Source organism: Lactobacillus sp. UMNPBX1 (assembly GCF_002554085.1).
In the GTDB taxonomy this organism is placed as follows: Bacteria; Bacillota; Bacilli; order Lactobacillales; family Lactobacillaceae; genus Lactobacillus; species Lactobacillus crispatus.
This window is the reverse complement of the sequence record NZ_PCZI01000025.1, coordinates 1-19,280: the sequence shown is the minus strand read 5'-3', so window position 1 is coordinate 19,280 and position 19,280 is coordinate 1. Positions and strand designations below refer to the sequence as shown.

General features: G+C 38.5%; 20 protein-coding genes. 7 read left to right on the top strand and 13 right to left on the bottom strand.

Annotated features, from left to right (window positions below; genetic code table 11):
* Nucleotides 1-671: 671 nt before the first annotated feature.
* From CP352_RS09935 to CP352_RS09920, 4 genes are all read right to left on the bottom strand, one after another.
* Nucleotides 672-1,565 carry a C40 family peptidase gene (locus tag CP352_RS09935; RefSeq protein ID WP_165518622.1) on the bottom strand — a complete coding sequence of 298 codons (894 nt, stop codon included), beginning with the start codon at nucleotides 1,563-1,565 and terminating at the stop codon, nucleotides 672-674.
* A gap of 169 nt (nucleotides 1,566-1,734) precedes the next feature.
* Nucleotides 1,735-2,478, bottom strand: a complete 744-nt coding sequence (locus tag CP352_RS09930) for a C40 family peptidase (protein ID WP_005726403.1) — start codon at nucleotides 2,476-2,478, stop codon at nucleotides 1,735-1,737.
* 266 nt (nucleotides 2,479-2,744) lie between these two features.
* On the bottom strand, nucleotides 2,745-3,296 hold the full coding sequence (locus CP352_RS09925; protein ID WP_089150553.1) for a C40 family peptidase: 552 nt from the start codon (nucleotides 3,294-3,296) through the stop codon (nucleotides 2,745-2,747).
* Nucleotides 3,297-3,468: 172 nt separating this feature from the next.
* Nucleotides 3,469-4,011, bottom strand: a complete 543-nt coding sequence (locus tag CP352_RS09920; protein WP_065990683.1) for a guanylate kinase — start codon at nucleotides 4,009-4,011, stop codon at nucleotides 3,469-3,471.
* A gap of 95 nt (nucleotides 4,012-4,106) precedes the next feature.
* Here CP352_RS09920 and CP352_RS09915 point away from each other — a divergent pair, with 95 nt between their 5' ends.
* Both CP352_RS09915 and CP352_RS09910 read left to right on the top strand, forming a co-directional pair.
* The gene (locus CP352_RS09915) at nucleotides 4,107-4,409 is read left to right on the top strand and encodes a DUF2187 domain-containing protein (protein ID WP_013086899.1); all 303 of its coding nucleotides are present in this window, start codon (nucleotides 4,107-4,109) and stop codon (nucleotides 4,407-4,409) included.
* 85 nt (nucleotides 4,410-4,494) lie between these two features.
* Entirely contained in the window at nucleotides 4,495-6,003 is a 1,509-nt protein-coding gene (locus CP352_RS09910; RefSeq protein ID WP_089150552.1) for an O-antigen ligase family protein, read from the top strand.
* 55 nt (nucleotides 6,004-6,058) lie between these two features.
* On the opposite strand, the gene CP352_RS09905 is transcribed toward CP352_RS09910, so the two are convergent.
* A complete protein-coding gene (locus CP352_RS09905; RefSeq protein WP_005722447.1) occupies nucleotides 6,059-6,682 on the bottom strand; it encodes an LVIS_2131 family protein in 624 nt (207 codons plus the stop codon).
* Between the two features lie 188 nt (nucleotides 6,683-6,870).
* Nucleotides 6,871-8,022, bottom strand: coding sequence for an RNA-guided endonuclease TnpB family protein (locus CP352_RS09900; protein ID WP_089150551.1), 1,152 nt, complete (start codon nucleotides 8,020-8,022; stop codon nucleotides 6,871-6,873).
* Between the two features lie 292 nt (nucleotides 8,023-8,314).
* Between CP352_RS09900 and nrdI the strand changes: the two genes are divergently transcribed.
* A complete protein-coding gene (gene nrdI / locus CP352_RS09895; protein WP_089143650.1) occupies nucleotides 8,315-8,761 on the top strand; it encodes a class Ib ribonucleoside-diphosphate reductase assembly flavoprotein NrdI in 447 nt (148 codons plus the stop codon).
* A gap of 2 nt (nucleotides 8,762-8,763) precedes the next feature.
* Nucleotides 8,764-9,699 carry a ribonucleotide-diphosphate reductase subunit beta gene (locus tag CP352_RS09890; protein ID WP_089143649.1) on the top strand — a complete coding sequence of 312 codons (936 nt, stop codon included), beginning with the start codon at nucleotides 8,764-8,766 and terminating at the stop codon, nucleotides 9,697-9,699.
* A 39-nt stretch (nucleotides 9,700-9,738) separates the two neighbouring features.
* Here CP352_RS09890 and CP352_RS09885 read toward each other — a convergent pair whose 3' ends face one another.
* Nucleotides 9,739-10,269: a hypothetical protein gene (locus CP352_RS09885; protein WP_035443227.1), complete on the bottom strand. Its 531-nt coding sequence runs from the start codon at nucleotides 10,267-10,269 to the stop codon at nucleotides 9,739-9,741.
* Nucleotides 10,270-10,385: 116 nt separating this feature from the next.
* Here CP352_RS09885 and CP352_RS09880 point away from each other — a divergent pair, with 116 nt between their 5' ends.
* Nucleotides 10,386-11,099: a C39 family peptidase gene (locus CP352_RS09880; RefSeq protein WP_089143648.1), complete on the top strand. Its 714-nt coding sequence runs from the start codon at nucleotides 10,386-10,388 to the stop codon at nucleotides 11,097-11,099.
* Between the two features lie 195 nt (nucleotides 11,100-11,294).
* Here CP352_RS09880 and CP352_RS09875 read toward each other — a convergent pair whose 3' ends face one another.
* From CP352_RS09875 to CP352_RS09860, 4 genes are read right to left on the bottom strand one after another with little or no spacing between them, the layout of a single operon-like run.
* Nucleotides 11,295-11,780 carry a threonine/serine exporter family protein gene (locus tag CP352_RS09875; protein ID WP_061205119.1) on the bottom strand — a complete coding sequence of 162 codons (486 nt, stop codon included), beginning with the start codon at nucleotides 11,778-11,780 and terminating at the stop codon, nucleotides 11,295-11,297.
* A 2-nt stretch (nucleotides 11,781-11,782) separates the two neighbouring features.
* The gene (locus CP352_RS09870) at nucleotides 11,783-12,553 is read right to left on the bottom strand and encodes a threonine/serine exporter family protein (protein WP_013086907.1); all 771 of its coding nucleotides are present in this window, start codon (nucleotides 12,551-12,553) and stop codon (nucleotides 11,783-11,785) included.
* Nucleotides 12,554-12,563: 10 nt separating this feature from the next.
* Nucleotides 12,564-14,105, bottom strand: coding sequence for an ABC-F family ATP-binding cassette domain-containing protein (locus tag CP352_RS09865; RefSeq protein ID WP_068813677.1), 1,542 nt, complete (start codon nucleotides 14,103-14,105; stop codon nucleotides 12,564-12,566).
* 17 nt (nucleotides 14,106-14,122) lie between these two features.
* The gene (locus tag CP352_RS09860) at nucleotides 14,123-14,500 is read right to left on the bottom strand and encodes a hypothetical protein (RefSeq protein ID WP_089143647.1); all 378 of its coding nucleotides are present in this window, start codon (nucleotides 14,498-14,500) and stop codon (nucleotides 14,123-14,125) included.
* 144 nt (nucleotides 14,501-14,644) lie between these two features.
* Between CP352_RS09860 and CP352_RS09855 the strand changes: the two genes are divergently transcribed.
* Nucleotides 14,645-15,196: a GNAT family N-acetyltransferase gene (locus CP352_RS09855; protein ID WP_179210823.1), complete on the top strand. Its 552-nt coding sequence runs from the start codon at nucleotides 14,645-14,647 to the stop codon at nucleotides 15,194-15,196.
* On the opposite strand, the gene CP352_RS09850 is transcribed toward CP352_RS09855, so the two are convergent.
* Together CP352_RS09850 and CP352_RS09845 are read right to left on the bottom strand one after the other, a co-directional pair.
* A complete protein-coding gene (locus CP352_RS09850) occupies nucleotides 15,193-15,882 on the bottom strand; it encodes a DUF554 domain-containing protein (RefSeq protein WP_089143645.1) in 690 nt (229 codons plus the stop codon). The genes CP352_RS09855 and CP352_RS09850 overlap by 4 nt on opposite strands.
* A gap of 64 nt (nucleotides 15,883-15,946) precedes the next feature.
* A complete protein-coding gene (locus CP352_RS09845; RefSeq protein WP_089149892.1) occupies nucleotides 15,947-17,185 on the bottom strand; it encodes an LCP family protein in 1,239 nt (412 codons plus the stop codon).
* A 166-nt stretch (nucleotides 17,186-17,351) separates the two neighbouring features.
* On the opposite strand from CP352_RS09845, the gene pepF reads away from it, so the two are divergent.
* Nucleotides 17,352-19,148 (top strand): oligoendopeptidase F, encoded by a 1,797-nt coding sequence (pepF, locus tag CP352_RS09840; protein ID WP_089149893.1) that lies wholly within the window; start codon nucleotides 17,352-17,354, stop codon nucleotides 19,146-19,148.
* The last annotated feature ends 132 nt before the right edge of the window (nucleotides 19,149-19,280 follow it).

The window sequence follows — 19,280 nt, the reverse complement described above, 5'->3', positions numbered from 1 at the left end:
GCTTTGCCAAGATAGGCAGCAGCTTCTTTTAAATACATAATTCTAGACATAAAAAAATCTCACCACCTTGTAGCGAGATTATAGCACACTTTATAACACTTAAGAAACACAATTACACATATATTTTTAAACTTGTTGAAACTCCCAAAGTAAGGCCTTGCGCAATACCTTAGAAATGCAGTACCATTCACATTTACCGTTAGGCAATTCAACCAAACACCAAAGATATTGGTGTCTCTTCGCCATTCAATCCATCCCTTCTAATTAATATCGGCTTTAATTATACCGCTACTTATTAAGCTATTCAGTTAGAAAATCAATAATGTCAGAAAATATTAGGTCATGATGTCAAATCTATTCAACTGACATCATTTGTCCTAAGAACGCATTTACCGCTTGCTTAATATACTCGCTGCAAAGGTGAGTATACTGCGTTGAATTTCTGGACATGGCTCTGCTTAAACGGTCTTGATGGGTGTCATTTTAATCCCTTCTTTAATTTTTGCCATAATTTTCTCCACACTGAAAACTATGGCAAAAAATCTAAAAACTTTCAGTACAGAGAAAATTATGACAAAAAAAGTAGAATTTTTCAGTCTAGAGAAAACTTTTATCAATACAAAAAAGCAAGCGCATTAATCGCCTGCCTAAAAGTATTCCAAATTACTTCTCTATAGCACTCTCTTAGCAATCGATGGTGTAAAGTAACTCGATACCGTTTGCAAAATAGTACCTTGCTCCGGTGTTGCTGCGTTTACATATTGATTGTTTCCTACATAAATTGCAACGTGGTATGGAGCTGTCGTTGAACCCCAGAAGACTAAGTCACCTGGCTGCAAGTTGTTCAATGAAACAGTTTGACCAACCTTAACTTGATCATAAGTTGTTCTTGGCAAGTTAACACCAGCAGCTTTTTGGTAAACATATTGTACTAAGCCAGAACAGTCAAATGAATCCGGACCTTCTGCACCCCAAACGTAATTCTTGCCTACTTGTTGCTTAGCTAAAGCAACGATTGAAGCGGCCTTACTAGTAGCTTGCGTTGAAGAAGTTTGGTTAGTATTTTGGCTGGTCTTCTTGATTGCCGTATTAACAATTTGCTTAGCCTTCTTCACCTTAGCTATCTTTTCAGCCTTCTTCTGAGTAGCCGTTTTAGTAGCTACTGCCGCTGTCTTCTTATTAACAGTAGTCTTTGTCTGCTTAGCTTCCGTTTTCTTAACAGTTGGTGCTTGCGATACTTCTGCTTTTTCTCCAGCAGTAACATCTACGGTATAACGCGCTTCAATCCATTCACGCGTTCCAACCTTGTACCACAAGTTGCCCTTCTTATCGAGTGCAGTCTCAGCTACATTCCAGACCGTGCCGTCCTTAGCACGGTAGCCCATGAATTGACCATTCTCATAGTTGGTCCAAATATTCAGGCTCTTACCTGGTAAATAGCTAATCTTAACTTGCTTAATCGCAGTAAAATTAGCTGCACGAACAGTTTTCATTGATGTGATTGCGGAAACACCCGTAACGGTCAGGGCTGCAGCCGCTCCCACTTTAAAAAAATTATGTTTCATAATTGAATCCCCTTGGTAGCGAAACAGGTGAAAACTTTTCACCTAAAATTACCCACTCTTACTATGTAACGCCTTCATTATTGCATGTCCTACCTCAAGAAGCAAATTAGAACATTACAATATTACAAAAAAGACGGATCACTGGAATCCGTCTTCATTACTTACTATCTTAATTTAAAACACGCTTAGCAACACTTGGGTAGAAGTATGAACTCAAAGTTTGCTTGATTACGCCTTGACCTGGTGTAGCAGCGTGGATGTATTGGTTGTTACCAACATAGATACCTACGTGATATGGAGCACTTGCACTACCCCAGAAAAGCAAATCACCCGGTTGAAGATTATCCATAGAAACGGTTGATCCTTGCTTAACTTGATCATAAGTAGTTCTACCCAACTTCACGCCAGCAGCGTTAGAGTAAACATATTGTACCAAACCTGAACAGTCAAAACCGTTAGTTCCTGTACCACCCCAAACATAGGACTTGCCTAATTGTGCTGAAGCCAAAGTAATAACTGCTGAAGCATCACCAGTTGCTTGAACTGACTTCTTAGCCTTTTTAGCTTTCTTAACTGCTTGAGCCTTATCTGAACTAGCATCAACAGTATATTGAGCTAAAATCCATTGGTTATCACCAATTTGGTACCATGTACGGCCCTTCTTATCAGTCTTGGTGTCAAAAACATTCCAAGTAGTACCATGTTGAGCACGTTGACCAGTAAAGTGGCCACCATTGTAGTTGTCCCAGATGTTAATTCCATAACCTGCAATGTAGTTAATCTTTACTTTGGTAGTAGCAGCTTGAACAGTAGCATTAGTTGAATCTGGCTTGATGACATTTACTGCAGCTACACCGGTCAGAGTTAATGCAGCAGCTGCGGTAACTTTTACGAAATTGCTCTTAATATTCATCAAATTCTCCTATATGTTTTCACTATATATAAGCATTCTTAGAATTTATTACTTAAGCTGGTAACGAAAATATTAATTCATCGAAAAATCTTTAAATTTCTTTAACGTATTTAACAAAATCTATAATAATGTCCTAATGTTACAGTAGTGTTACAAAAGTAATACTGATTTAATAAATATTACGTTTCCGTCAAAAAGAAAAATAGCTAGGGAGATTTCCCTAACTATCTTAATTAGATATTTTATTTTTAGGAAGACTAACGCAATTAGTCGATTACACGCTTAGCTGATGATGGGTAAAATGAAGCTAAGGTTTGTTGCTTAACATTTTGACCAGGAGCTGGAGCGTGAACAAACTTGCCGTTACCTACGTAGATACCTACATGGTAGTTACCCCAGAATAATAAGTCACCCTTCTTAAGCTTCTTAGTTGAAACTGAAATGGTCTTACCAAGAGTAATTTGACCGTAAGTAGTTCTTGGCAAAATTTTGTTAATAGCATTCTTGAAAACGTAAGTAGTTAAGCCTGAGCAGTCAAAACCGCTAGGACCAGCAGCACCGTAAATGTAAGGCTTGCCGATTTGCTTCTTAACAAGCTTAACAACTGCATTACGCTTCTTAGTAGCAGCTGATTCTTGCTTAACTGAACTTGAGTCAGGTTTAGTAGTTTCAAGATCTGAAATTGAGTTGTTAGTAGTTACAGTAGTGTTTTCAACGTCATCAGCGTGAACAGTTGATGGAACATTGATAGCTGAGATACCGGCAAAGAATACTGATAAAGCTGCGGTGTATTTTACTAAAGTACGTCTAAAATTCAAAATTAATTGTCTCCTCTAAAAATTACTAAATTGTTTTTTTGATTTCTTAAATCAATTGACGTTTTATATAATACCGATTGAATGTTACACGAATGTTTCAAAAGAGCTACCATCGCGTTAAGAAACCTTATTAAAAAACACATTTTATGTAAAAAAGAGAAGACCCAAAAAGCTAGCGAAGCTTTGCTATCAGTGCATCGAGAGCACTTCTGGTCTTTGTTAAATTGTCATTAATTAATATATGAGCGTAATTTTTCAGATCAGCTGGCAATGCATTTAATTCACTACCACTAAGTCTTTCTTTAATCTTACTTGGATCATCACCGCGCTTGAGCAAACGCTCTTCTAGCTCTTTTTTGGTAGATGTTGTTATATAAAGGAAATAGACTTTGTCACCCAATTGCTGAATATAGGTATAAACGCCTTTGATATCGACAATTAGAGAAACTAAGTCACTTTTTTTCCAAGCTAAATTCAATGCTTCACGACTTGAGCCATACTGATAAGATCCATACTTAATATGTTCAAAAAAGTGCAGCTGTGCAAAAGTTTCGTCTGTTTCAAAATGATATGACACATCTTGTTTTTCGCCTGATCGCATCGGCCGCGTGGTATGCGTTAATACGCGTGGAATACCATATTTTTCAGTTAAATATTCTGAAACGGTCGTCTTACCAGCGCCACTGGGTCCTGCAATAAGAATTATTTTTTTCAAAACCTGATTCTCCCCACTTGAAAATGTTGCTTTTTTATAATAGCATTCTTGTGTTATAAAAGACTAAAACTTTTTCTCGGAAGGGAGAATTATAGATGAAAAAAGCAGATGTAAAAGTTGGTGCAATCGTTGGTGCCAAGTCAGAAGAAGAACTTAAGAAGCCATTCCAAGGCAAAGTTGAAAAGATCTACGAAAATTCCGCATTGCTTGCAATTACTTCATACGATCCCGTTGACGCCACTGCTATCAGCGACTTGAACAATAAGATCGTAGTTAACTTCAAGCATTTAAAGACTGCTCGCGCTGCCAAGAACAGTAAGACTGCTTCAACTAATGAAGTTAAGATTGAAAAAATTGCCAAGAAGAACGACGATAAAAAAGAAGCAGACAAGAAGTAAAATTTGACAAAAATAGCCCGCGCAATGTTTACGCGAGCTATTTTTTTGCCTAAAATTAGGACATCGATACGAGAGGAAATATTTTATGAAAGAAAAAACGCGAACTGTTTTATTTTGGTTTATTTTAATCCAGCCCTTTTTAGACCTTTATTGGTTCTACAACGGTAAATTAGCGGAAGTTTTACCATTTACTCTACCTACGATTATCCGAATTTTAGCTGTTTTTGTGATTTTCTGTATGTTTTTCAGTCAAAAGCAAAATTGGCAAAAATTAGGGCAAGACAAGTGGTTAATTCTATATTTAGCCCTACTAATTTTGTATTCGATTATTCACTTAATCCACGTCAAAAACTTTAACAGCATTAATCCTAATGACTACAATTATTCAACCGTAAGCGAAATTTTTTATCTCATTAGAATGCTTTTACCTCTGATGGTAATCTTTTTTACAAAAGAATTGAATTTCAGTCAGGAGCAATTCAGACACGTTATCGAAGGCATCAGCGGACTTTTTTCATTTACAATTGTCATTACCAATCTTTTTGTCATTTCGCTTAGAAGCTACGAGACAGGCCCGATTAGCGCTAATATTTTTGAATGGTTTGTTAACCCCAATATCGGTTACTCTCATATGGCCTCCAAAGGCTTCTTCAATTTTGCCAACATGGTATCAGCCGTACTCTTTATGCTGGTGCCTCTGATGTTTTACTTCATGTTCAGTCGTTTTAACTGGAAAATCGTCACTTTGAACGTAGTTCAAGCTTTAGCGATGATCGAGTTAGGAACCAAAGTAGCCCTCATCGGTTTAATCGGTGGCGTGATTATCAGTATTTTGCTGTATGTTTTCCACTTATTTATTGTTAAGGATGTTAACAAAAACGGCAAAGCCATTATCGTGGCGCTTTTAATCGAAGCTGGCACCTTTGCCATCATCCCCTTTGGTCCAGCAATCCAGCGCTATAATTATGAAAAATATTTGGCTCAGCAATCCGATGATTCTTTGACACAGGCCAAGCGAGAATTAAATGCTGGCTTAAAAAAATATCCTCAAGGTAAACAGCGCAAGGAATTTTTAACGAATTTCATCGGCAATCATTATCAAGATTACGCCTTAAATAAGAAGTTTGTTTTTAAAAGCTACCCTTATAAATACGATCCTGAATTTTGGCTCAAAATCATGAACGAGCCAGGCACCGCTAGAATGCAAAACCGACATGTAGAAAAAGCAATGCTCGATCAAGTTGTGAAGACTAACAACAATCGGCTCGACAAGTTCCTGGGCATTTCTTACACACGAGAAACCAACATTTTCAACCTTGAACGTGATTTCACTAGTCAAATTTATTCACTTGGTTGGATCGGCATGCTATTGTTCATCGGACCTTATGTCATTATCCTGCTCTACGCTTTAATCAAGTGGCTAATGAACAAAGAAAAGCGGACTTATTTGATCAGCTCAATGTTGCTTTCAATCGCCTTTATGATTTTCGCAGCATTCTCGTCAGGTAACGTAATGGACTTCTTAACAGCTAGCTTCATCCTGGCTTTCGTTGAAGGCAGCTTGTTAGCTAGCGTAACCAGAAAAGAAAATTAATCATAAAAGAAAAGCTAGGTAGTTGCTTGCCTAACTTTTTCTTAGTTTTTAAACATTATTTTTCTTGCTTAATAAAGCTTGAATCTGGCACCCGAATTAAGTAGTACCGAGTTGCTAAATGACCTGCATGCATCCCGATTCCATTTTGCCAATTCCGCTTGTACTTAGCCGTATAAATTGCCACGTAAGCCCGTTGATACTTTTTATCCATTTTAGCCAATTCCTTTTTTACATAAGGAATCTTCTCGGCATTCACATCAAGCGCAGTGTTACCATAAGCAATCGAGGCATAGTCACTACCAATCGTGACCTTGCTGCCATCGCGATAAAAAGTATAAGTTTGTGAGCCATATCTCTTCTTAGCAGAATTAATTGTTACATAGCTTGAATTTCCCGCACCTGTACGCATTATCAGTGGCTCATACTTCACGCTTGAAGTAATGCGGTTTGCATCTTCCAGGTCTGGATTGTCCATAAAAGTCTGATTAAACATCCAACCTGCAGCTAATAAAAGTACTACAATCTCCACAATATTAAGAGCCATATTCGGCCAACTAAAGCGTTTATGCTGTTTGATAATCATCTTAATCCGTCTTTGACGGATGTTCTGGACGATGAAAACTAAATAAAGAATGATGGCAACCCAAATCAGGATCCCAATGATATTCCAGCTGAACATAAAGTCGTCCTGCTATATAAAACATAGAAACATGCAGAAGTTTTCATATTTCTACATGTCAGAAAGAAATATATTTTCCTTTCTTTGTCTTATTTACTGCTGTCTTCATCAGTATTCCGATATTCCATCTGGGGAGTAATCGCATTGACTAACTCTTGCAGCTTAAGGGCTTAGCCAGCCCATTGTTTTTATTTTGTTAACGCTAGTAAATTTAATACTGCATTGTCATCACGATCATTGCTATAGCCACATTCATAACAAATGTATTCATTATGCTTGGTGCCATGTTTTTTATTGCCCTGCAGAGTAATTTTGTCTGCACCAGTTTTGACATAGCCACAATTGGCACATCTTTGTGTTGATGGATATGTTTTATCAGCTAGAATTAATTCTTTGCCATACCATTCGCACTTGTAAGTCAAGACTTGTCTAAACTTGCCAAATAGTGACCTTTGCATGCCTTTGGAAGCTACATGGGTCATCATCATTTGTTTGACATTCAAGTCTTCAATGACGATTTGGTCATAATTGTTTACAAGCTCAGTGGTAAATTTTTGCAAAAGATCATTCTGAATATTGGCTGCTTTGCGATAATCACGCTGAAGCTTGGTTCTCACTTGCACGTAATTATTGCTTTGGCTTGCCGATTTACCGTTAACTCTTCTCTTTTTAGACAATACTCTTTGATAATGCTTGATTCGCTTGTACAGTTTCTGTAGTTTTGCTGGCAAAACATTAATCTTGCCTTCAGTGTAGTTGAAATGCCCAACGTTGACATCGATGGCGGTCTTTTTGCCAGTTTTAGCCTTTAGTCCAGCCTCTTCTTCATAGGAAAGGGCAGCGTAATAATGTCCTCTTTCTCTAAAGATGCTGGCAATTTTAACCTCTTCCATCTTTAATGCCTCGTATGCTAGAATATCAAACCAAGATTTAATCCCTCTAGGCTTATCTAATCTAAGCTTGCCATTAATTATCTTGGCGCGATCAGTTTTAAAGCCTTGACGTGGAGCTTTCTTAGATTTGAAATGCGGCTTGCCCCAATCAGGCTGGGTCTTGTCAAAGAAGTTCTTCCAAGCATTAGCCAGATCCTTGACTGCTAATTGCAGACAGCGAGCAGACAAAGCAAATTGCCAATCAGCCTTGTTATTGACTAATTCATCCCGCACTCGATGCTCATTAGGACTAGGATTATTATCCTTGTCTAAAGTCCGAGCTTCATACATGTCTTGCCAGGTTGCTAAAGCTAGATTCCAGCAATATCTGCGATAGTTACAAAGACGTTCAAGTTCTCTTTGCATTATCTTATTTGGCCTTAATTCGACTACCTGAGTTTTGATCATTTGTTTCACCTCCAATGCAAGCATAAGTTTAGCAAAGGATGTAACAAAAACAAGCGAACAAAATATTAAATTTTTAGCAGTAGTTAATTTGCTTCTATGTTTTGCCTTTCTGAACAAATTACCTGTATCTTTTTCTATATTGCCATTAAATTCTATATTTCAGCTAACCATTTAATCCTCCTTTTTTTCAATTATATGGTAAAAAAAGCAAAATTTGAATAGGATAATAATTGAATACTTAGTTAAATAGTGAGAAGATCTTACTAGTACATTAGATTTATTAGGGAACATTATGGTAGCAATAGCTTTTTATTCAATTACTGGGCAAACGGAACGTTTTATTAAGAAAACTCAACTTTCGGCCCATCAAATCGACGATGCCAACCCTAAGTATGATATGGGAAAATCTTATATCTTAATCGTACCCTCATATCAGGACTTCATGATGGATTCAATCGTTGATTTTTTAACGTATAAAGATAACAAAAAAAATATTATAGGGATTATCGGTTGTGGCAACCGAAACTTTAACGACCTCTTTGCTCAAACTGCCAAAAAGATCGCGGCAACATTGAAAGTGCCTATTTTGTATCTTTTGGAATTTAGTGGTACTAACCAAGATGTCAAAAATGTACGAAAAATCGTACACGATCTTTCTGCTGGTGAGAGTACTAAGCAAGTCCAAAAGCCTAAGGAATTACGTGGGAATATCAGCTTTTTGAGTGATTTTAGAGATTAAATATGACTGAAAAATATTACAAAGCAATTAACTGGAATGACATGGAGGACCGGGTTGACAAATCTGCTTGGTCCCGCCTGAATGATATTATCTGGGAACCCCGTAATGTTCCAGTTAGAGAAGATAAAAAAGAATTTTTACAATTAGACAAGCCGGTGCAAGATGCCTTGCTTCACGCATTCGGAGCACTATCTTTTTCATCTGGACTCCAAATGAAAAATGGGCTAGAGCAAATTAAGGTAGATGCCATCACACCAGAGGAAGCAGCTGTGCTGAATGCCTTGCAATATTTGGAATCTATTGCCAATAAAGGCTACAGCTACGTTATCAACGAGTTGACGGACTCAAATACAGCAAAAGACGTTATTAACTGGGCTGATGACAATCCTTACCTGCAAAAGAAGATTCGGATTTTGAATAAAATCTACCAAGGCGGGGATGCACTACAAAAGAAGGCAGCTAACGTTATCCTAGAGACAGCTCTCTATCATTCTGCCTTCTACGCTCCGCTTTATTTATTCGGACAAGGCAAAATGGTACGAACAGCTGAAATTGTTAAGTTAGCTTTACGTGGCACTTCATTTGGTGGAATTTATCCTGGTTACAAGTTCCGCTTAGGCTACCAAAAATTAGGTAAAACTGAGCAAGCAGAGCTAAAAGAATGGATCGATAACTTGTACGATATGCTAATTGATAATGAGAAGAAGCACATTGAGTTAATGTACAAGGGCACTGACTGGATCGATGATGTTACGCACTATTTCTACTACAGTGTCAACAAGGCCTACCTCAACCTAGGTTTTTCAGCCAAGTATCCTGACACTTCTGATTCAATCAACCCTATTATTGAAAAAGGGGTCATCAAGAATGCAGTGCTTGAAGACTTCTTCTTCTACACTAACGATCACTCGCTGACTAAGTTTAAAGAAATTAAATAATTACAAAAGACGCAATCGAAAATTCGGTTGCGTCTTTTCTTACTTCTTAGCAGTTTTCTTCGTTGTCTTTTTAGTAGCGGTCTTCTTTTCTGCTTCCTTTTTTTCAGGCTTCTTATATTCACGTATTGTGGTTAGCTTTTCAATAATTGCCTCCACCAGTTGATCAACAATCTTCGCTGGATCTTGTTCGATCTCTGCTTCACTGGCTAATTGATCAATTCTAAAGCCTGAAACATTAACGTATTCAGAGCGCGTTTCAAAGTAAACATTTAAAGGATATTCCTTACCCTCTTCAAAGAAGTTAGCAACTCGTTTGTAATTGCTATAAGGCAAATTGATAATATTTGTCTCCAAGGCAAAAGTAGCCGGCCGCTGACCCGTCACTGCTAGTTGCGTTTGGATCAATGAATTATGCTTAAAAGCAGCGATAACTTCCTTGACCATCTTTTCAGCATACGGCTTGATTTTGCTCTTCGACTTGCTAATGTCGGCATATTTAACTGTTTCAAGATCTTGAATATAATCTTGATTTTCAATTTTTTCGTTGAGATCTTTTAAATTAATTTCCAAAATAAACTTTCCTTTTTCATTGGTTATAATTACAAAATACTACAAAAAAATTTTTTGTCATCCTTTTTAAGGATTCAATTCAGTATTTTTAGCTTTTTATTTGTTAAAATGACACTATGAAAAAGCAAAAATTTGATCTTAAGTATTTATTTTTACTCATTCCCATTACGTTAATTCTCATTATAGGATTGATTTACCTTTTTAACAAAAATAAAATCGATAATGAAATTAATTGGATGACAATGAAGGAAGAACAGCGGCTCAATGTCCCGCTAGAAAATCAACTGCCCGATCTACCCAACGGCTGCGAGGTTACTAGCCTATCAATGTTACTGAATTGCTATGACATTAAGGTTAACAAATATGATCTCGCCGATAATATTGCTCATGTTGATTCTTTCACCGACAACGGTAAATATCGCGGCAGCCCCAATCAAGGCTTTGTCGGCCATATGTCTATCGCTAATGCTGGCTGGTGCGTTTATCACGGGCCTTTATTTGATGCTGCACGTAAATATACCAGCCACATAGAAGATGCCTCTGGCAGCAATTTTTTAGCGATTCTCAAGTTAATCTCCGATGGGCATCCCGTGCTGATCATTACCACAACCACTTTTAATCATGTTAACAATATGCAAACATGGGAAACCAATACTGGTAAAGTCAACGTTACACCGTCATCACATGCCTGCGTGATCACGGGATACAACAAGCAAAAGAAGCTCGTCTATGTTAATAATCCTTACGGTATTAAAAACCAACCGGTTAATTGGCATAACTTAGAATTGAGTTATGACCAGCAAGGACGACAGGCACTTTACATCAAATAACAAAAAAGGCAAGCCACGAAGGCTTGTCCTTTTAACTCAAGACACATGCTCAAAGCATATGTGGACGTTTAAACTGTTCACATCAGTGCGTCCAACATCAGCACTTCCCGTGCTTGCCACTTAAGGCGGATGTCCTCTATCTCATAAATATACGCATCTCGCGTTCATTAATCGACTCGTCAGTCAGTAATTGTACTATTTTTTATGTTTGATGTACAGTCTAGCACTTTTAAAATGACGATATTTAAATTTATAAAAAACTTCAGTACACATAGTCGATAACATGAAACCTAAAGCAATAGCACCAGTAACAATTGCTACTCGTAGAAGCAAATTCTCTCCTTGACTATAATCCCCTACAACTAAAGCACGTACTGCTTGATAAGCAGGCACGCCCGGGACTAACGGTACTAAGGCAGGAATATTAAAGACCGTCACTGGACTTTTTTTAATGCGTGCAAAACACAAGCCCAAAATACCTATCAAAAAGGCGCCAATTAAATTTGAAATCATTCGCCCAAATCCCAAATTAAAGCAAGTCCAATATGCCATCCAGCCCACTGTGCCACTGACTCCTGACAGGTGAAGATCGCGATGAGGTATATTAATAGTTAATGCAAAACCCACCGAAGCTACATAAGAAAAAATGACATTAATAATAATTTCTAACCAAAGTGGCATTTTTATACTCCTATGAATTTAAGTACAAGTGCAACTCCACCGCCTAAAGCTAAAGCGGTTAACACAGCCTCGCACATTCGCATAATCCCTGATAATAAATCTCCCATGAATAGATCTCGCAAAGCATTAGTAATTGCCAAGCCTGGGACTAAAGTCATCAGAGCGCCGATCAAAATATTATCAGTAATCATTTGTGGATTAAAATGATTGAGTAATACTGCCAAGATCCCCATGACCATTGCTGCAATTAGCTCTGATAAAAAACGAATCTTAGTATATTTTTTAAACTCATAATACGACCAAAAACCAACAGCCCCTACTAAGGCAGCACCTGGGAAATCAACCCAGTCGTAATTATCCATAAACAAAACCATCAAGGTAGCAGACAATACAGCAGCTCCCAATACCTGGAGCCACATTGGGAAAGTAGGTGCTTGTGATACTAAAGCAATCTTTTCTTTTAATTCAGAAAGAGTGATTTTTTCAACTGCAAATTGGCGCGACAAGTCATTAACCCGGTCTACTAATTCCAAATTGATGTTGCGATCACGAATTTGTTTCATCTGACTTAGCTTGCCACCATCTAAGCTCATGAAAACACAGGTTGGCGTCGCAAAAACACGCGGATCATCAATTCCGGCATTGCGAGCAATTCTGAGCATTGTATCTTCTACCCGATACATTTCGCTCCCGCCTTCGATCATTAGTCGGCCCGCAGTTAAACAAATATCCATTACTTCTTGATAAAATTGGACATCCCGCTTCTCAGACATAGTTTTAGCCTCAGTTCATAGTTTCAATATCGATGGTCTTGTCGACCCAATCACCGCGGAAAAAGTCACGTTCGTGACTAACAATAATGACTCCGCCTGGGAAGTTAACAATCGCTTTTCTCAAAGCATCCTTGGTATCGTTATCCAAGTGATTAGTAGGTTCATCAAGGAAAAGCAAATTAGCTGGTTCAAACTGCATCTTAGCTAATTTTACTTTTTCCTGTTCCCCACCAGAAAGTTCCTTTAGCGGACTCATTGCTTGTTGTGCAGTTAAGCCCATGCGTGCCAGCGCTTGTCGCAATTCCTTTGGCTTTTTGCGTTCAAATTCTTCTTGTAAATATTGGAGTGGAGTCATGTTGCTATTAGGCCAGGTTAGATCTTGCTTGAAGTAAGCCAACTTTGCAGTAACAGATAACTCATATGAACCATAAATTGGCTTTAATTGCCCTAACAATGTCTTAAGCAAGGTAGTCTTACCAATTCCGTTAAAACCAGTAATCGCCACTTTTTCATCCCCACCAACAGAGAAATTGAAGGCTGACTTGACCAAAGCATGGTCGTAACCGATGACCAAATCTTGCGTCTGTAGCAACAAATTAGAAGCAGTCGCAACATATGGGAATTCAAAGCGTGCCTTGCGGTTGTTTTTTGGCGGTGTCAAAACATCCATCCGCGCCAGCTGCTTTTCCCGTGACTTAGCACTCTTAGCACGTGTACCAGCCTTATTCTTACGAATATAGGCCTCAGTCTTGGCAATCTTGCGTTGTTGGTTAGCGTATGCCTTCAAGTAGGTCTCTCGGTTAGCTGCTTTTTGCCGCAAAGCTTGCTTCAAAGTACCGGTATAACGCGTAATGGTGCCAAAATCAATATCGATAATACAATTAGTAATTCGACCCAAAAAGTCATAATCATGACTAACAACAATAAAAGCACCATCAAAATTATTCAGATAGTCAACTAACCAATCAATATGCGAAACATCAAGATAGTTAGTCGGTTCGTCCAAGACCAAGACATCAGGACTTTGCAAAAGCAGTTTAGCCAAAATAATTTTAGAACGTTGACCACCAGATAATTTAGAAACATCATGGTCATAGCCTAGATCAGCTAGACCCAAACCTGAAGCAACCTGTTCAATCTCAGTATCAATGTCATAAAAATTATTTTCTTCTAAATAAGTCTGTACCTTGCCGGCTTTTTCTAACAGGGCTTCGTCCCCGTTTTCGGCATATTTGGCATACAGATCATTCAACTCTTTTTCTTTTTGAAATAATTGATCAAACGCCGTCCGCAAAAAGCCACGGATAGTCACACCAGGTGCCAATTTAGCATACTGGTCCAAATAACCAACATCAATTTTATTTTGCCAAGTTACTTGACCATCATCGGGTAAAATTTCACCCGTTAAAATCTTGATTAACGTTGACTTACCAACACCATTTTGACCAGTAACCCCCATATGGTCTTCTTTGTTAAGCACAAAGTTGGCATCTTCATATAAAGTTTTATCAATAAAACTCTGGCTTAAATCTTTAACAGTTAATAAACTCATTTTTCATCCCTTAATTATTATTCAGCTGATTCATGTTCTTTTTCATAATTTTGGAGTGCATCAAGAACACGAGGCCAATAGCGTTTAGGCAAAATTAATTGCAAATGGTCGTGATAAATTGGAAAATCACTGGCCTTCATGCCGGTGATTTTAGCCAATTCTTGGTCGGTCAGCTTATATTTATAAACAATGCGCTTAATTTCGACTGAAGCATGTCCTCTGAAATAAGACAAGCCGAAGAAAAAGATGGCAAAAATACCAGCTAGAATAATTGATAGCTGCAAATTCATTCTAAAGCTGTGCAAGCAAATAAAAAATACGGCAATAAAAGAAATTAGAGCTGAAATTATGCCGTAAATAACTGGAAATATTGATTCTTTTTCTTTCTTTTGCATAATCTTTTCCTTCCTAATTGAGACCTAGTAACTTTACGAACTTAGCAAAAATTGTTAAAGTTTGCAAGATACGACGTTTTCATTATTTTTTACATAAGTTAAGTATACTTAGCAAAAATGAAATTGCACGAAGAAAGAAGAAAAATGAGCCAAGAAAAGCAAAAATACTATTTTTTCCCACTTCGTTTTCAACAACAGGACTTAAAGATTGAACTAGTTTTGCCTCAAATTACGCAAGCTGAGGCACTTTATCAAGCTGTTGTCCGCGATCGAAAGCAATTAGGTCAATGGCTAGCCTGGGCTGATCAAATGCACTCAGCTAACGATGAAGCAAAATTTATTAAGCAAATTCAAACCAAAATGTCCCAGCAGACGATGCTCGTGCTCACTATTTTAGTCAATGGCGAACCTAGCGGCATGATCGACTTGCATAAGTTAGTGCCCAATAAAAAAGCCGAAATCGGCTATTGGCTTGCTAGCAAATATCAAGGTCGCGGCATTGTTACTAAGAGTGTAACGGCGTTATGCCGGTATGCCTTTAGTGAATTGAATTTGCAATATATTGATCTGCTGGTTGCCGTTAGCAATAACAAAAGTAGCAATGTTGCCAAGCGTTGCGGGTTTAAATTAATGGGAATTGAGCCAAAGTTGATTAATGGTCATGACGGGCAAATTTTCAGATTAATTCGCCGCTAAAACCAACCTGTCAAATCTTTAATAATGAAAAAGATAATTGGAATTAGCAGTGATGGTAAAAAATTTAGCGTTTTGACATCACGAATTTTTAATAAGGCCAGGCCAGAGCAGGCAATCAAAAAACCACCAACAATAGAAATCTCGGTTACCAGTGGACCCGTGAAAAAGCTAGCCGACAGAAATTTAGCAACCAAGTAAATACTACCCTGCCAGCAAAATAGCACTGGAGCAACAACGAGCATCCCCCAGCCAAAGCTTGCGCCAAAAACCATCGAGGTCACAAAATCCAACGTTGCATTAGTAAACAACATCGTATAGTCACCCTTAACTGCGGCAATTACTGGTCCCACAATTGACAAGGCACCAATACAACAAAGCAAAATTTCGGTGGCCAGACCTTTGCCTAAGTTTGATTTGCCCGTCTTTTCTACTAAGCGATCAAAATGACCAGAAATATCCCAAGCCGTGCCGCATAAACCACCAAGGGCTAAGCTGACAATAAATAAAACCGGATAATGACTCTTGGGCATATTATTAGTGACATTTTCCCAGCCAATCCCTAGAGCTGCTAAACCCATTGCAATAAAGAGTACATCTTCAAATCGTTTATTGATTCCTTTTTTCAAAAAACAGCCAATAGTTGTTCCTACTAGTAAGGCTAACGTATTTACAATTGTTCCAATCATCCTTCTCACCTCTTAAGATTATTTTACCGCAGAAAAAAAGTATCCTTGTCGGATACTCTTTCATTTACCAGTGAAAATGCCAACCGCTACTTGAACTGGATGATGAACTTGAACTAGACGAGCTGCCTGTCCCTGTTCCTTCACCATAACCAGAATTAGAACCGCTGGCTGGCTTATCCTGATTTTGATCATAAATCTGATAGTTTGTAAAAGCCTGCGGATCATCCCACTTAATGTGGTTATTTTGATCATTTAATTCATTTTGCCGCGTTTCTTCGTTGTTCAACGTTTGCGTTGGCAAGTTCAAGTTCTTGCGCACACGATCAGAAGTCTTTTGCAATTCCTTAGTTGAAGCAACTTGAATCGAAGAACCATCAATCCAGGCATCATGACCTTGAATATAGCTGCTCTTCATATTTTTCATACAGCCACGATAATTCAACGCCAAGCTTAACATATCGTTGAAGGTCAAATTAGTTTTCACATACTTATTAAAAACATCAACTAGCTTGCGGTAATTACTGATGGTATTAACTGACATGGCCTTGTGGGCAATTGCCTCAATTACTTGACGCTGGCGCATCTGACGACCATAGTCACCACGTGGGTCTTCTTTTCTCATTCGAACATAAGCCACCGCGTGCCGTCCATTTAAATGCTGCTTGCCTTTGTGGAAATCACACCAGTCATACGAGAAGTCAAACGGCACATTCACGTCAACACCGCCAACTGCATTAACTAAGCTCTTCAATGCCTTCATATTAACTTCAAGATAATAGTTGATTGGCACATTAAGCATGGACGAGACCGTCTTCATACTTGCTTCGTGTCCGCCAATTTCATAAGCAGAGTTCACCCGAAACATAAAGTATTTGTCGCCTGGATCGCCCTTAATATCTGCTAAAGTGTCACGTGGAATTGAGGTCATCGTTGCCGAGTTCTTTTGCGAATTAGCCGTTGCTAAAATCATGGTATCCGAATTTCCCCGATCATGCCGGCCTTCAATTCCTTGGTCAACTCCCAATACTAAAATTGAAATTGGCTGTCGATTAGCAATTTTAGCTGAAGTAGCAGTATTGCCGCCGTTTTTGCCATCAATCACGCTGTGAACAGTAAAATACATATGCGCTGTCCAGGCTACGCCGAAGCAAACAGCCAACAAGGCTACCACTCCAACTAGTCGAGCCAAGAAATTCCCTGGTCTTAACGCTGACGCATCTGCCGCAAATGCACGATTACGGTGAAGATTAAGCGATGAACGACGAGCACGATAATCTTCTCTTCGTTTTGGATTTTGGTCCATTCTTTTGATCTTTTCCCTTCGAAATTAATAGAAGTTAGTTTATTTGTATCACTTTTCGTCTCTAGATAAAATAAAAATACCGATAATTAATAATAACTTATTTTTTGCGAAAAATAGCATAACAAGCTAAGATGTATACAAATTGAAATAATTATGGAGGAAAATTATGGCGATACCAAACAGAAATGAAGTCCCAGAAGAACTTAAGTGGGATTTGACCCGAATTTTTAAAAATGATGAAGAATGGGAACAGGCCTATGCAGCTGCCCAAGAAAAAGTCGATCAACTCGGTGAATTAAAAGGCACATTAGCAAAATCTGGCAAGGATTTGTACGAAGGTTTAACCAAGATTTTGGCCGTTAAGCGCGAGGTGGAAAATATTTATGTTTATGCCACCATGTCCAGTGATGTTGATACGGCTAATTCACATTATCTAGGCTACGTCAGCCGAGTGCAAAGCTTAGCTAACCAATTTGAAGCCGCTACTAGTTTTATTAACCCAGAAATCTTGAGCATCCCTAGTGACAAGCTAGCTGAATTTAAGCAAGCTGAACCAAGATTAAAGAATTACGCTCACTACTTGGAAATGATTACTAATAAGCGCCCTCACACCCTGCCAGCTGAACAAGAAAAATTAATCGCTGACGCTGGGGATGCTTTGGGCGTTTCCGAAAATACTTTTAACGTTTTGACCAATTCCGACATGGAATACGGCTACGTCCAAGATGACGATGGCAATATGGAACAATTGTCCGATGGTTTGTACTCATTATTAATTCAATCACAAAACCGTGACGTCAGAAAAGGTGCCTTTGATACGCTCTATGCCACATACGGTCAATTTCAAAATTCGCTAGCTTCAACCTTGTCCGGCGTTGTAAAAAAGCACAACTATAACGCACGTGTGCACAAGTATAATTCAGCTCGTGAAGCTGCTTTAGCCGATAATGGCGTACCCGTAGCAGTTTATGACACTTTAATCCAGGAAGTTGATTCACACCTAGACTTACTTCACCGTTATGTTGCGCTACGTAAAAAGATCTTAGGCCTGAAGGATCTGCAAATGTGGGACATGTATGTGCCACTAACCGGAAGACCTTCTCTTTCATACAATTTCGAAGAAGCAAAAGAGACAGCAAAAAAGGCTTTGGCTCCACTTGGTGAAGACTACTTGAAGCATGTTGACTATATTTTTAATAATCGTGTCATCGACCCAATAGAATCTAAAAATAAAGTAACTGGTGCCTACTCTGGTGGTGCTTATGATACCGATCCTTATGAGTTGCTCAACTGGGAAGATAACATCGATTCACTTTATACTTTAGTCCACGAAACTGGTCACTCCGTTCACTCCTGGTACACTCGCAATACTCAACCTTACGTTTATGGCGACTATCCAATCTTTGTGGCTGAAATTGCTTCAACTACTAATGAAAATATTTTGACCGAATATTTCTTAGACCACATTACCGATCCTAAGACGCGGGCCTTTATCTTAAATTACTACCTTGATTCATTTAAAGGCACTTTATTCCGTCAAACTCAATTTGCCGTGTTTGAACAATTCTTGCACGAAGCTGATGCTAAGGGAGAACCACTGACTGCTGACACTTTAGACGACGTTTACGGTCAAATTAATCAGCATTATTACGGCGATAGCGTTGAACCAGGCGGCGATATTGCCCTTGAATGGTCACGAATTCCACACTTCTACTACAATTTCTATGTGTACCAATATGCGACTGGCTTTGCGGCTGCAACGGCATTAGCCAACAAGGTGGTTCATGGAACGCCTGCTGAGAGGGATGCCTACCTTGGCTTCCTTAAAGCTGGTTCAAGTGATTACCCAACTGAGATCATGAAGCGCGCCGGCGTGGACATGACCAAGCCAGACTACTTGGAGGATGCATTCAAGACTTTTGAAAAGCGGTTGAATGAATTTGAGAATTTGATTGAGAAGTAAGAAGAAATAAATACGCAAATTGCAATAATAAATTGAACGTTTAGGCTGTTTGATAGATTTTATCTAATTCTCTTTCAAAGATTTCATCTGGTGTGTGATATGCCAGGATCTTTCTGGGTAAAGAGTTGCACC

Bases quoted from the DNA above. Each gene is read 5' to 3' on its own strand.
- pepF (WP_089149893.1), top strand. From the start codon at position 17,352: ATGGCGATACCAAACAGAAATGAAGTCCCAGAAGAACTTAAGTGGGAT.
- CP352_RS09880 (WP_089143648.1), top strand. From the start codon at position 10,386: ATGAAAAAGCAAAAATTTGATCTTAAGTATTTATTTTTACTCATTCCC.
- nrdI (WP_089143650.1), top strand. From the start codon at position 8,315: ATGGTAGCAATAGCTTTTTATTCAATTACTGGGCAAACGGAACGTTTT.
- CP352_RS09905 (WP_005722447.1), bottom strand. From the start codon at position 6,682: ATGTTCAGCTGGAATATCATTGGGATCCTGATTTGGGTTGCCATCATT.
- CP352_RS09935 (WP_165518622.1), bottom strand. From the start codon at position 1,565: ATGAAACATAATTTTTTTAAAGTGGGAGCGGCTGCAGCCCTGACCGTT.
- CP352_RS09910 (WP_089150552.1), top strand. From the start codon at position 4,495: ATGAAAGAAAAAACGCGAACTGTTTTATTTTGGTTTATTTTAATCCAG.
- CP352_RS09850 (WP_089143645.1), bottom strand. From the start codon at position 15,882: ATGATTGGAACAATTGTAAATACGTTAGCCTTACTAGTAGGAACAACT.
- CP352_RS09865 (WP_068813677.1), bottom strand. From the start codon at position 14,105: ATGAGTTTATTAACTGTTAAAGATTTAAGCCAGAGTTTTATTGATAAA.
- CP352_RS09875 (WP_061205119.1), bottom strand. From the start codon at position 11,780: ATGCCACTTTGGTTAGAAATTATTATTAATGTCATTTTTTCTTATGTA.
- CP352_RS09845 (WP_089149892.1), bottom strand. From the start codon at position 17,185: ATGGACCAAAATCCAAAACGAAGAGAAGATTATCGTGCTCGTCGTTCA.
- CP352_RS09915 (WP_013086899.1), top strand. From the start codon at position 4,107: ATGAAAAAAGCAGATGTAAAAGTTGGTGCAATCGTTGGTGCCAAGTCA.
- CP352_RS09890 (WP_089143649.1), top strand. From the start codon at position 8,764: ATGACTGAAAAATATTACAAAGCAATTAACTGGAATGACATGGAGGAC.
- CP352_RS09900 (WP_089150551.1), bottom strand. From the start codon at position 8,022: ATGATCAAAACTCAGGTAGTCGAATTAAGGCCAAATAAGATAATGCAA.
- CP352_RS09870 (WP_013086907.1), bottom strand. From the start codon at position 12,553: ATGTCTGAGAAGCGGGATGTCCAATTTTATCAAGAAGTAATGGATATT.
- CP352_RS09930 (WP_005726403.1), bottom strand. From the start codon at position 2,478: ATGAATATTAAGAGCAATTTCGTAAAAGTTACCGCAGCTGCTGCATTA.
- CP352_RS09860 (WP_089143647.1), bottom strand. From the start codon at position 14,500: ATGCAAAAGAAAGAAAAAGAATCAATATTTCCAGTTATTTACGGCATA.
- CP352_RS09855 (WP_179210823.1), top strand. From the start codon at position 14,645: ATGAGCCAAGAAAAGCAAAAATACTATTTTTTCCCACTTCGTTTTCAA.